General features: G+C 62.9%; 10 protein-coding genes. 1 reads left to right on the top strand and 9 read right to left on the bottom strand.

Annotation, left to right across the window (positions count from 1 at the left end):
• Positions 1-203: 203 nt before the first annotated feature.
• The 3 genes from GGD57_RS27610 to GGD57_RS27600 form a co-directional block, all read right to left on the bottom strand.
• A complete protein-coding gene (locus GGD57_RS27610) occupies positions 204-1,196 on the bottom strand; it encodes an Hsp33 family molecular chaperone (protein ID WP_184473344.1) in 993 nt (330 codons plus the stop codon).
• Positions 1,197-1,289: 93 nt separating this feature from the next.
• Positions 1,290-2,204, bottom strand: coding sequence for an ornithine carbamoyltransferase (gene argF / locus GGD57_RS27605; RefSeq protein WP_184473343.1), 915 nt, complete (start codon positions 2,202-2,204; stop codon positions 1,290-1,292).
• 37 nt (positions 2,205-2,241) lie between these two features.
• On the bottom strand, positions 2,242-3,441 hold the full coding sequence (locus tag GGD57_RS27600; RefSeq protein ID WP_184473342.1) for an aspartate aminotransferase family protein: 1,200 nt from the start codon (positions 3,439-3,441) through the stop codon (positions 2,242-2,244).
• A gap of 424 nt (positions 3,442-3,865) precedes the next feature.
• Here GGD57_RS27600 and GGD57_RS27595 point away from each other — a divergent pair, with 424 nt between their 5' ends.
• Positions 3,866-4,405 carry a GcrA family cell cycle regulator gene (locus GGD57_RS27595; RefSeq protein WP_184473341.1) on the top strand — a complete coding sequence of 180 codons (540 nt, stop codon included), beginning with the start codon at positions 3,866-3,868 and terminating at the stop codon, positions 4,403-4,405.
• Between the two features lie 261 nt (positions 4,406-4,666).
• Here GGD57_RS27595 and phoB read toward each other — a convergent pair whose 3' ends face one another.
• From phoB to GGD57_RS27565, 6 genes are all read right to left on the bottom strand, one after another.
• A complete protein-coding gene (gene phoB / locus GGD57_RS27590; protein ID WP_010068798.1) occupies positions 4,667-5,350 on the bottom strand; it encodes a phosphate regulon transcriptional regulator PhoB in 684 nt (227 codons plus the stop codon).
• A 146-nt stretch (positions 5,351-5,496) separates the two neighbouring features.
• The gene (phoU, locus tag GGD57_RS27585) at positions 5,497-6,210 is read right to left on the bottom strand and encodes a phosphate signaling complex protein PhoU (protein ID WP_184473340.1); all 714 of its coding nucleotides are present in this window, start codon (positions 6,208-6,210) and stop codon (positions 5,497-5,499) included.
• Positions 6,211-6,254: 44 nt separating this feature from the next.
• The gene (gene pstB / locus GGD57_RS27580; RefSeq protein WP_184473339.1) at positions 6,255-7,070 is read right to left on the bottom strand and encodes a phosphate ABC transporter ATP-binding protein PstB; all 816 of its coding nucleotides are present in this window, start codon (positions 7,068-7,070) and stop codon (positions 6,255-6,257) included.
• Between the two features lie 15 nt (positions 7,071-7,085).
• The gene (pstA, locus tag GGD57_RS27575) at positions 7,086-8,408 is read right to left on the bottom strand and encodes a phosphate ABC transporter permease PstA (RefSeq protein ID WP_184473338.1); all 1,323 of its coding nucleotides are present in this window, start codon (positions 8,406-8,408) and stop codon (positions 7,086-7,088) included.
• Positions 8,405-9,886, bottom strand: a complete 1,482-nt coding sequence (pstC, locus tag GGD57_RS27570) for a phosphate ABC transporter permease subunit PstC (protein WP_184473337.1) — start codon at positions 9,884-9,886, stop codon at positions 8,405-8,407. Before pstC ends, pstA begins: the two co-directional genes overlap by 4 nt.
• A gap of 166 nt (positions 9,887-10,052) precedes the next feature.
• Positions 10,053-11,087 carry a substrate-binding domain-containing protein gene (locus GGD57_RS27565; protein ID WP_184473336.1) on the bottom strand — a complete coding sequence of 345 codons (1,035 nt, stop codon included), beginning with the start codon at positions 11,085-11,087 and terminating at the stop codon, positions 10,053-10,055.
• Positions 11,088-11,403: the final 316 nt, after the last annotated feature.

Raw genomic sequence — 11,403 nt, 5'->3', positions numbered from 1 at the left:
CTCAGGACCGCCTCTGGACCCCAAATCCGCCTTGACAACCAACACAGATTCTCATCCGCCTGCCGGCACCTTCTCCCCGTAAACGGGGCGAAGGGGGATCGCCGCAACCTCTCCGTTCCCCACCAACCTTTCGCAAGGCACGTCCCCTCGCCCCGTTTTTACGGGGAGAGGGTTAGGGTGAGGGGCAGCCGGCGCTACGAGACTTATTCCGCCGGCTGAAGCTCAACGGTTTGGAAGCGGTAGGTGGTCGAGCAGAATTCGCAGGTGACCGCGATCTCGCCACCTTCCTGGCTGGCCTCGATCTCCTCGGCCGAAAAGCCCTTCAGCACGCCGCCGATCTTTTCCCGCGAACAGCTGCAACGGTCGAAGACGGCGCGGGGTTCGTAGACGCGCACGCCGCGCTCGTGGAACAGGCGAAACAGCAGCCGCTCTGTCCCGACAAGCGGGTCGGTCAGTTCATCGGCGTCGATGGTCTCGACCAGCGAACGGGCTTCGAGCCAGGCATCGTCCTCGCCATGCAGGCGGCTGCCGGTGTCGCCGTCGCCGCCGTGGAGATCGGGCTGGCGCATGCGCTCCGGCGCTTCCGGCAGGAACTGGGCGACAAGGCCGCCTGCCCGCCAGCGATGGCGCGGCCTGCCGGCCTCGTCGCGATCGAGCAGTTCGGCCGCAGCCAGCCGCACGCGCGTCGGGATCTGCTCCGACTGGCGGAAATAGACGCCGGCGATCTCCTCGAGCGAGGTGCCGTCGAGCTCGACGATGCCCTGGTAGGGCTGGCCGAACTTGCCCTGGTCGATGGTGAAGGCGAGCACGCCCCGGCCGAGCAGCTGCTCAGGCTCGGTTTCACCCGCGGCAACCGCCTTGTTGAGCAGCGCCTGATCGAAACGGGCATAGGCGCGGACATTTTCCGGCGTCGAGAAATCGGCGACGAGAAGATCGACCGGGCCATCGCCCTTGGTCTGCACGGTGAATTTGCCGTCGAACTTCAGCGAAGTGCCGAGCAGCACCGTCAGCACGACGACTTCGGCCAGCAGCCGGGCAACGGGCGCGGGATAATGATGGCGCTCGAGGATCGCATCGAGCATGGGGCCGAGCTGGACGGCGCGTCCGCGCACATCCAGACCCTCCACCTGGAAAGGGACGACATGGTCATCGCCGGCGAAATCGAACTGGCCGAGGGCGGCTGCAGCTTCTGCCATGGCTTTACTCCTAGTTTCGGGAGCGGCGGCCAAAGTGTCCGGCGCTCGCGCAGTCGGGCCGCAAGCTTCTAACTCGCAACATCCGAATATGGTTCAGATCGCGCCCAGGCACCAAGCAAGAATCGACTTCTGCGCATGAAGACGGTTTTCCGCTTCATCGAAGACCACGGATTGCGGACCGTCGATCACCTCGTCCGTCACTTCCTCACCGCGATGAGCAGGCAGGCAATGCATGAACAATGCATCCTTGCCGGCCTTCGCCATCAAGGCCGCATTGACCTGGTAAGGCTGGAAGACATTGTGACCCCGGGCCCGATGTTCCTGATTCATGGAGACCCAGGTATCGGTCACCACGCAATCGACGCCTTCGACCGCACGGTCGGCATCATGGCAGAGCATGATTTCGGCGCCCTCATTGCGGGCCCAGTTCAGATAGTGATCCTTGGGCTCCGAACCAAGGGGGACGGCCATGTTCATGCGATAGCCGAAACGGGCGGCCCCTTCGACCAGCGAATGCAGCACATTGTTGCCGTCACCGGTCCAGGCGATGGTCTTGCCCTTGATCGACCCGCGGTGCTCTTCGAAGGTCATGATATCGGCCATGATCTGGCAGGGATGGGTGTCATCCGTCAGCGCATTGATCACCGGTACCGTCGCATGCTCGGCAAGCTCCAGCAGGCGCGAATGCTCGGTGGTGCGGATCATGATCGCATCGACATAACGCGACAGCACCTTGGCGGTGTCGCCGATCGTCTCGGCACGGCCGAGCTGCATCTCGGTGCCGGACAGGAACAGCGTTTCGCCGCCGAGCTGGCGCATGCCGACGTCGAAGGAGACGCGGGTGCGCGTCGACGGCTTTTCGAAGATCATCGCCAGCATCTTGCCGGCGAGCGGCTTGTCGCCCGTGCCGGCCTTGAAGGCCTGCTTGCGGGCGAGCGCATCGTTCATGATGGTTCTGAGGTCGGCTGAGGTGACCGCCGAAAGATCGAGGAAATGTTTAGGAGCCATGTTGTTAACCTGTCGTGCGCCCGAAGGCGCAATCCCTTCAAGCCGTCTTCTTGATCTTGGCGGCGCGGATGCTTTCGGCAGCGCGCTCGAGGCGGGCGAGACCCTCGCGGGCTTCCTCGGCGGTGACGACGAGCGGCGGAAGAAGGCGGATGACGTTGTCGCCGGCGGGCACGCCGAGCAGATGGGCGGCGCGGATCGCCTGCAGCAGTTCGGCCGAGGGAATGGCGGCCTTGACGCCGAGCAGCAGCCCCTCGCCTCTGATATCTTCGATCACATCGGGATAACGATCCTTCAGCGAGGCGAGGCCCTGGCGGAAGACCAGCGCGACATCGCGTACCTGCTGGAGAAAGCCGTCGGCCAGAATGACATCGAGCACGGCGCCGCCGACGGCCATGGCCAGCGGATTGCCGCCATAGGTCGAGCCATGGGTGCCGGCCTTCATGCCGGAGGCGGCTTCTGCCGTCGCAAGGCAGGCGCCGAGCGGGAAACCGCCGCCGATGCCCTTGGCAACGGCCATGATGTCGGGTGTAATGCCCGACCATTCATGGGCGAAAAGCTTGCCGGTGCGGCCGACGCCGGTCTGGACCTCGTCGAGGATCAGCAGCAGGCCGTGTTCGTCGCAGATCTGGCGCAGCGCCTTCATGAACTCGGGGGTGGCGGGACGCACACCGCCCTCACCCTGCACCGGCTCGATGAGGATGGCCGCCGTCGCATCGGTGATGGCGGCGCGGACCGCTTCGATATCGCCGAAAGCCACCTGATCGAAACCCGGCGCCTTGGGGCCGAAACCTTCGAGATATTTCTCCTGGCCGCCGGCGGCGATCGTCGCCAGCGTCCGGCCATGGAAGGCGCCTTCGAAGGTGATGATATGGAAGCGCTCGGGATGGCCCTTGGAAAACTGGTAGCGGCGCGCCGTCTTGATCGCGCACTCAAGCGCCTCGGCGCCGGAATTGGTGAAGAACACCTTGTCGGCGAAGGTGGCGTCCGTCAGCCTCTTTGCCAGGCGCTCCTGGCCGGGGATCTCATAGATGTTGGAGAGGTGCCAGACCTTGTCGGCCTGCTCCTTCAATGCGCCCACGACATGCGGATTGCCGTGGCCGACCGAGGTGACGGCGACGCCGGCGCCGAAATCGAGATATCGCTCGCCGCTCTCGGTGATCAGCCACACGCCCTCGCCTCGCTCGAACCGCAGCGGGGCACGAGAATAGGTGTCATAAAGCGGCGCGGCTTCAGCCATGGCGCGGTCTCCCGATCAGCGTTGTCAATCACCGGACTCCGGCTAAGAAAACCGGGCCCGAAAAATCAAAAATGCCGCCTTGCGGCGGCGACTGGCACTATTTCCTTTTCGCGCTGCAATGTCAACAAAACTGCGCCCTTAGCGCATGCAGCAAGGGTGTACAGCGGCATTTTCAGTCTTCAACAGGCATTATTGCAGAAATGACACGCCGGGGCAGCAAGTTGGGGAAAACTCGGAATTCGATTCATCCGGATTCCCGCGACTCTTGTCAGGGAGTCAGGCTCACACTAGGTTAAAGTTCAATTACTAGACTGCATGCGGCGGAACTAGTCACCAAAATTGATCGGGCGTTTCTTGTTTCGGAGCCTTCCGGGACAACGGTGAGGGATTCTGCCATCACCAACGCGAAAGGTGGAGACAGGGCATGAACTGGACAGACGAGCGGGTCGAGAAACTCAAGAAGCTTTGGGCCGAAGGACTGAGCGCGAGCCAGATCGCGGCACAACTTGGCGGTGTCAGCAGAAACGCTGTTATCGGCAAGGTACACAGGCTGAGCCTTCCGGGCCGCGCCAAGGCCGGCGGCACCAACACCGCGGCGCGAACGCCGAAGCGCACCACATCGGCGCCGCGCGCACCGAACTACGCCTCTCGCATCACGACCACCACCCGCACCGTGACCCGCCAGCAGGGCGCGACGATGCTGAAGGAAGAGATCGAGATCGAAACGGTCGAGGAAATGGAATATGTGCCGAAGGGCAACGTGGTCGTGCCGATCTCGCGCCGCCTCGGCCTGACGGAACTGACCGAACGCACCTGCAAGTGGCCGGTCGGCGATCCGCTGAAGGACGACTTCCACTTCTGCGGCTGCGAATCCCCCGACAATTCGCCCTATTGCAGCTATCACCAGAAACTCGCCTACCAGCCGGTCAACGAACGCCGCCGGGCAGCAGCGCGGGTCGGCTGAGAAGACAGCATCGCCGAGAATGAGAAACGGGCCGAGCGGCCCGTTTTTTATTCGAGTGGGGAAGCGGACCTTCGCGTTTGGCAACAAAGCCAACCCCACGCTCCGTCATCCCAGAGCTTGATGTAAAGCCCTGGGATGACGGAGGAGAGGTGGTGCCTGGATGACAGAGGTAAGGTAGTATCGGCTCATACGCCGCGCCGGCGCTATGAGGGAGGGGGAAACGCTGCCTCGGTGGAACGCCGACCGCACACTCCCTCAGCCTCAGGCTTCCATCGAATAACCGGCGCCGCGGACGGTGCGGATGACGTCCTGCATGTTGGAGAAATTCAGCGCCTTGCGCAGGCGGCCGACATGGACGTCGACGGTGCGTTCGTCGACATAGATGTCGTGGCCCCAGACGCCGTCCAGGAGCTGCGAGCGGGAGAAGACCCGGCCCGGCGACGACATCAGGAATTCCAGCAGGCGGAATTCGGTCGGGCCGAGGCGGACTTCGCGGCTCTTGCGATGGACGCGGTGGGTTTCGCGGTCGAGCTCGATATCGCCGCACTTCAGCACCGTCGACAGCACTTCCGGGCGGGCGCGGCGCAGCATCGCCTTGACGCGGGCGACGAGCTCGGGGGTCGAGAAGGGCTTGACGACGTAATCGTCGGCGCCTGTGGAAAGGCCGCGGACGCGCTCGCTCTCTTCGCCGCGCGCCGTCAGCATGATGATCGGCAGGCGCTCGGTTTCCGGCCGCATGCGCAGGCGCCGGCAGAGCTCGATGCCGGAGACGCCGGGCAGCATCCAATCGAGGATGAGAAGATCGGGCGTGCGCTCCTGAAGCCGCATTTCGGCTTCGTCGCCACGAAGGATGGTATCGACCTCGAAGCCTTCGGCTTCGAGATTGTAGCGGAGAAGCACGCTGAGGGCCTCTTCGTCTTCAACAACTGCAACTCTCGGGATCATGCGTCTCGGTCTCCTCGCGCATGATCCTTAAACCGGGGGTGATTTAAGCAATGCATCCTGCGCAAATTCAGAAAATTGGCTGCGACCTCTTTGCGCGCCCGGACGGGCGCGCACGCAATCGACTGGCGGGCAACTGGCCCGGGAGATTATTCCGTGACCGCGCCGACGGTGTTGGCGCTGTCGTCCTTCGGACGATCGCCTTCCGGCTGCGCGCCTGTGGCCATGTAAAAGATCGTCTCGGCGATGTTGGTGGCGTGATCGCCGATACGCTCGATGTTCTTGGCGCAGAAGAGCAGATGCGTGCAGCTGGTGATGTTGCGCGGATCTTCCATCATGTAGGTCAGGAGCTCGCGGAACAGCGAGGTGTACATCGCGTCGATCTCGTTGTCGCGCTCGCGGATCGCATTCGCCTTGTCGGCGGCGCGCGTCGTGTAGACGTCGAGCACTTCCTTGAGCTGGACGAGCGCCAGTTCGGAGAGATGCTCGAGACCGCGGGCGAGCTTGCGGGGAACGCCGGTGCTCTGCACGGCGATGACGCGCTTGGCGGTGTTCTTGCCGAGGTCGCCGACGCGTTCGAGATCGCCGGCGATGCGGATCGAGCCCATGATTTCGCGCAGGTCCGCTGCCATCGGCTGACGGCGGGCGATGGTGACGATCGCCTTGTCGCCGATTTCGCGTTCGGCGTGATCGAGGATCACGTCGTCGGAGATGACCTTCTGGGCCAGTGCGGTATCGCCGTTGACCAGCGCCCGCACGGATTCGGCGACCATCTGTTCGGCCAGGCCGCCCATTTCGGAAATCCGCCTGGAGAGAAACTTCAGATCATCATCATAGGCAGAATAAATATGTGTCGATGCCATGGGGCTTTATCCTCGAATAAAGGGAAGGCTTGCTGTCGCCAAAATCAACCGAAGCGGCCCATGATGTAGTCCTGGGTGCGCGGATCGTCGGGATTGGTGAACATCTTGTCGGTGTCGTTCTCCTCGACGAGGTTGCCGAGGTGGAACATGGCGGTGCGCTGCGAGACACGCGCGGCCTGCTGCATGGAGTGGGTGACGATGACGATCGTGTAGTTTTCGCGCAGTTCGTGGATCAGCTCCTCGACCTTGGCGGTGGCGATCGGATCGAGCGCCGAGCAGGGCTCGTCCATCAGGATGACTTCTGGGCTGACGGCGACGGCACGCGCAATGCAGAGGCGCTGCTGCTGGCCGCCCGACAGGCCGGTGCCGGATTCATGCACGCGGTCCTTGACTTCGTTCCAGAGGCCGGCGCGCTGCAGGCTGGTCTCGACGATCTGGTCGAGATCGGCCTTCGACTTGGCCAGGCCGTGGATGCGCGGGCCGTAGGAGACGTTTTCATAGATCGACTTCGGGAACGGGTTCGGCTTCTGGAAGACCATGCCGACGCGGGCGCGAAGTTCGACGACGTCGATATCGGGATCATAGATATCGTCGGTGTCGAGCGTGATCTTGCCGGTGACGCGGCAGCCGTCGATCGTGTCGTTCATGCGATTGAGGCTGCGCAGGAAGGTCGACTTGCCGCAGCCCGACGGGCCGATCAGCGCGGTGACGGTGTTTTCGCGGATGTTCAGGTTCACATCGAAAAGCGCGCGCTTCTCGCCGTAGTAAACCGAGACATCCTGTCCGATCATCTTATACGGGACGTTGCTCATCTTCTGATCCAGCGCTCTTTCAACTGCAGCTTCGGTCAACATGTTCATGATGTTTAACTCCGTTTACCAGCGGCGCTCGAAGCGACGACGCAAGAGGATGGCGCCCATGTTCATGACGATCAGGAACAGGAGCAGGACGATGATGGCACCCGAAGTCCGTTCGACGAAGGCGCGTTCGGCCTCGTTCGCCCACATATAGACCTGCACGGGCAGGGCCGTCGAGGGATCGAGCGGTGTGGTCGGCGCGTTGGCGACGAAGGCGACCATGCCGATCAGCAGCAGCGGCGCGGTTTCGCCGAGCGCGTGCGCCAGGCCGATGATCGTGCCTGTGAGGATGCCGGGCATGGCGAGCGGCAGAACATGGTGGAACACCATCTGCATCTTCGAGGCGCCGAGGCCAAGAGCTGCGGCGCGGATCGACGGCGGCACGGCGCGCAGAGCCGCGCGCGTCGCGATGATGATCGTCGGCAGGGTCATCAGCGTCAGCACCAGGCCGCCGACCAGCGAAGCCGAACGCGGCAGGCCGACGAAGTTGATGAAGACGGAAAGGCCGAGCAGACCGTAGACGATCGAAGGGACGGCGGCGAGGTTGTTGATGTTGACCTCGATCAGATCCGTCAGCCTGTTCTTCGGCGCAAACTCCTCGAGATAGATCGAGGCGGCGACGCCGATCGGCAGAGCGAGCACCAGCACGATCAGCATCAGATAGAGCGAGCCGATGAGGGCGACGCCAAGGCCGGCGGCCTCCGGACGGCTGGAATTGCCGTTGACGAAGAGGCCGGTGTTGAATTGCTTGTGGAGAGCGCCGCTCGCCGTAAGCTCGTTCATCCAGCCAACCTGCTTGTCGTTGACCTTGCGGTTCTTCTCATCGACGGTCAGGTCGATCTGGCCCTTGTTGGCGCTGTCGATATTGGCGTCGGCGAGCACCGTGACATTGACCGTCTTGCCGATGATCGACGGGTCGGCGACGACCATGTCGCGCAGCTGGATCGGCGCGCCCTTGGAGAGCATGGCCGATGCATCGCGCACGTCGGGCTTGCTCGAGGCGTTGACGTTCAGCTGCTTGACGATCGCGTCGCGCAGGAGAACCGGATAGTTGGCGGCGACCAGCACCGAAGGGTCGGTCGCGCGCTTGTTGTTCGGGTCGATCGTCTTCTCGGTGAATTCGATCGGCAGGGTGATCGCCGTCTGCTGGAAGGCGGTGTAGCCCTTGCCGATCACCGTCCACAGCAGGATGAACAGGAAGATCAGGCCGAAGGCGATGGCGGCGATGCCATAGGCCTGGAACCGGCGCTCGGCGGCGTAGCGGCGCTTGATGCCGATATCGCGGCGCGCCGGCGCCTGGGAGACGGTGACGCCTGTTGTGGGAGAAACAATATCCGTCATTCGTACTGCTCCCGGTATTTGCGCACGATGTAGAGCGCATAGATGTTGAGGCAAAGCGTGATGCAGAACAGCGTGATGCCGAGGGCGAAGGCAACCAGCGTCTGCGGCGAGGTGAATTCGAGGTCGCCGGTCAGCTGGTTGACGATCTTGACGGTCACCGTCGTCATCGGCTCGAAGGGGTTGATCTGGATGCGGGCGGCGACACCGGCGGCCAGCACGACGATCATGGTTTCGCCGATGGCGCGCGAGGCCGTCATCAGCAATGCGCCGACGATGCCGGGAAGAGCGGCCGGCAGGACCACCTTCTTGATGGTTTCGGAGCGGGTGGCGCCGAGACCGAGCGAACCGTCACGCAGGGCCCGCGGCACGGCGGTGATGATGTCGTCCGACAGCGAGGACACGTAGGGGATCAGCATGATGCCCATGACGATGCCAGCCGTCAGAACGCTCTGCGCCTGGATGAAGTTGGTGTAGCTGCCGGAGAGTAGCCCGCTGATCTGGGCCGAAAAATCGCGCAGGAACGGGCCGACGGTGACGAGCGCGAAGAAGCCGTAGACGATCGTCGGGATGCCGGCCAGCACTTCGAGCAGCGGCTTGGCGACCCCGCGCAGCTTCGGCGAGGCGTATTCGGCCATGTAGATGGCGGCGAAAAGGCCGACCGGCACGGCGACGAGCATGGCCACCAGACCGATATAGAGCGTGCCGAGCAGCAGCGGGATGAGGCCGAACTGGCCGAAGGACGAGCTGCCGGCACCGGCAAAACGCGGATCCCAGACGGTGCCGAAGAAGAATTCGCCGGCGGGAACGGCGGCAAAGAAGCGTGCGGCTTCCGACAGCATGGACAGCACGATGCCGATCGTCGTCAGGATGGCGATCGAAGAGGCAAGCAGCAGGCCCCAGAGCATGACGCGCTCGACCCGGTTGCGGGCGCGGAAGCGCGGGGCGATGGCGCGCAGCGCATAGAAGGCGCCGGCAACGGCCAGAATGAAGACGACCGCCGTCATCGCGAGGCGGCTCGTCGCGCTCATGGCGTTGAGCGTCTTGGCGGCATCGAGCATATAAGGCTGGGGCTGGCCGGCAAGCGGCACGCCCTTTTCGCTGAGCTTGGCCTGGAGAGCGGCCGGATCGCCGGCAAGGGCGGCGGTTTCATCCGCCGTCAGCATTGTCAGGCCGCGGGCGACGGTCGCCACCATGGAATAGCCGAGATCCTGCTCGACGGCGGCTTGCGCCTTGACCTCGGCAGGAAAACCGCCGCGAACCGAAGACTGGATGATGCCGGGGCTGACCGAGAGCCAGACGCAGAGGACGATGAGGGCGGGAAGAACGGCCCAGATCGCCGCATAGGCGCCGTAATAGGCCGGCCGTGAATGCAGCGCCGAGGATCGGCCGCCGGCAAGTGCTGCGGCCCGGCTGCGCGCGACCAGATAGGCGGCGGCACCGATCACCACAAGGCACAAAAGTATGATGGATGTGCTCATTCGTTACGTCCCCAGGCCCGTAGCCCCCAAAGCCCGGCAGCTTCATAGCCGCCTGCAGCTTCCAATCATGCGGAATGAATTCAACCCTGCGGCACCGCAAACGCTGGCGCGCAAAGGGATAAGGCAATGCCGGCGCGGGTTTTGAGACACCGCGCCGGCAAAGGCATTACATGGACTTGCCGGCTTCGACGTCCTTGCGGATCGCGTCGCGCTCGGCATCCGGAGCGGCAACCAGGCCGTATTCAGCCAGCGGGCCGTCGGGGCCGATCATCTGGTCGGATACGAAGAAGTTGACGTATTCCTTCAGGCCCGGAACGGCGCCGAGATGTGCCTTCTTGACGTAGAAGAACAGCGGGCGGGAAACCGGGTAGGTGCCGTTGGAGATCGTCTCGGTGGACGGAACGATGCCGTTCACGGTTGCGACCTTGAGCTTGTCGGCGTTGTTTTCATAGAAGGAAAGGCCGAATACGCCGACGCCGGTCTTGTTGGCGGCGATGCGAGCCAGCGTTTCCGGATAGTCGCCGTCGATGTCGACTGCAGCGCCGTCCTTGCGGACTGCGACGCAAGCCTTGCCCTGGGCGGCCTTGTCGGAGATTTCCTTGGCGATCACGTCTACAGCGCCCGAAGCCTTGCAGCCGGCAGCGAGGACGTTCTGTTCGAAGACTTCGCGGGTGCCGTGCTTTTCGCCCGGGATGTAGGCAGCGATATCAACAGCCGGGAGCTTCGGGTTGACTTCCGACCACTTCTTGTAGGGGTTGGCAACGAGCTTGCCGTCGACGACGACCTGAGCAGCCAGAGCCTTGTAGATGTCAGCCGGGACGTAAGCGACGTCGGGGTTGGAAGCGTCGGTTGCGAAGACGATGCCGTCATAACCGATCTTGACTTCCTGGATGTCCGTTACGCCGGCTGCCTTGCAGGCTTCGGCTTCATTCTTGTTGATCGGACGCGAAGCGTTTGCAATGTCGATGGTGTCTTCGCCAACGCCCTTGCAGAATTCCTTCAGACCAGCGCCCGTGCCGCCGGATTCGACGACCGGCGTCTTGAAGTTGGTGAAGGTCTCGCCGAAGGACTCGGCTACGATCTTTGCGTAAGGCAGGACGGTGGACGAACCAGCAACCTGAATCTGGTCGCGGGCGACGGCAGCGCCAGCGAAAGCGGCGGTTGCAGCGAGCGCGGCAACGGTGAGCTTAAAGGTGTTCATTTGAATCTCCCGGCATTGGGCTTGTGTGAGTGCGGCCTAGAGAGGCCCTCGCATTGCCTTTTTTCATCGGCGGGACTCTCTTAGCGCTGTAAGCACCGTCCTTTTATGTCAAATCGGTGAAACATTTGTGACAGGTTAAGTTGTTGTTTTTGAATTATAAATTATACGGGATCCAACTAATCACGTCGACGGACGGCAAAATTCAGACCGTATTCTCGACCTGACATTGCAAAATTTTTCATAGACGGCCCAGCGGTTGCCGGGCGCCTTTCTGACCCACGTTCCCTCATCAAAGTCGTTGCGTGGAATTTGCCCC

Origin of the sequence: Rhizobium esperanzae, from assembly GCF_014197615.1 — a bacterium.
Taxonomy (GTDB): Bacteria; Pseudomonadota; Alphaproteobacteria; order Rhizobiales; family Rhizobiaceae; genus Rhizobium; species Rhizobium esperanzae_A.
The sequence above is the reverse complement of the archived record's forward strand: the minus strand, read 5'-3'. Positions and strand labels throughout refer to the sequence as shown.

Coding starts and splice junctions, on each gene's coding strand:
- GGD57_RS27610 (WP_184473344.1), bottom strand. CDS start 1,196: ATGGCAGAAGCTGCAGCCGCCCTCGGCCAGTTCGATTTCGCCGGCGAT.
- argF (WP_184473343.1), bottom strand. CDS start 2,204: ATGGCTCCTAAACATTTCCTCGATCTTTCGGCGGTCACCTCAGCCGAC.
- GGD57_RS27600 (WP_184473342.1), bottom strand. CDS start 3,441: ATGGCTGAAGCCGCGCCGCTTTATGACACCTATTCTCGTGCCCCGCTG.
- GGD57_RS27595 (WP_184473341.1), top strand. CDS start 3,866: ATGAACTGGACAGACGAGCGGGTCGAGAAACTCAAGAAGCTTTGGGCC.
- phoB (WP_010068798.1), bottom strand. CDS start 5,350: ATGATCCCGAGAGTTGCAGTTGTTGAAGACGAAGAGGCCCTCAGCGTG.
- phoU (WP_184473340.1), bottom strand. CDS start 6,210: ATGGCATCGACACATATTTATTCTGCCTATGATGATGATCTGAAGTTT.
- pstB (WP_184473339.1), bottom strand. CDS start 7,070: ATGAACATGTTGACCGAAGCTGCAGTTGAAAGAGCGCTGGATCAGAAG.
- pstA (WP_184473338.1), bottom strand. CDS start 8,408: ATGACGGATATTGTTTCTCCCACAACAGGCGTCACCGTCTCCCAGGCG.
- pstC (WP_184473337.1), bottom strand. CDS start 9,886: ATGAGCACATCCATCATACTTTTGTGCCTTGTGGTGATCGGTGCCGCC.
- GGD57_RS27565 (WP_184473336.1), bottom strand. CDS start 11,087: ATGAACACCTTTAAGCTCACCGTTGCCGCGCTCGCTGCAACCGCCGCT.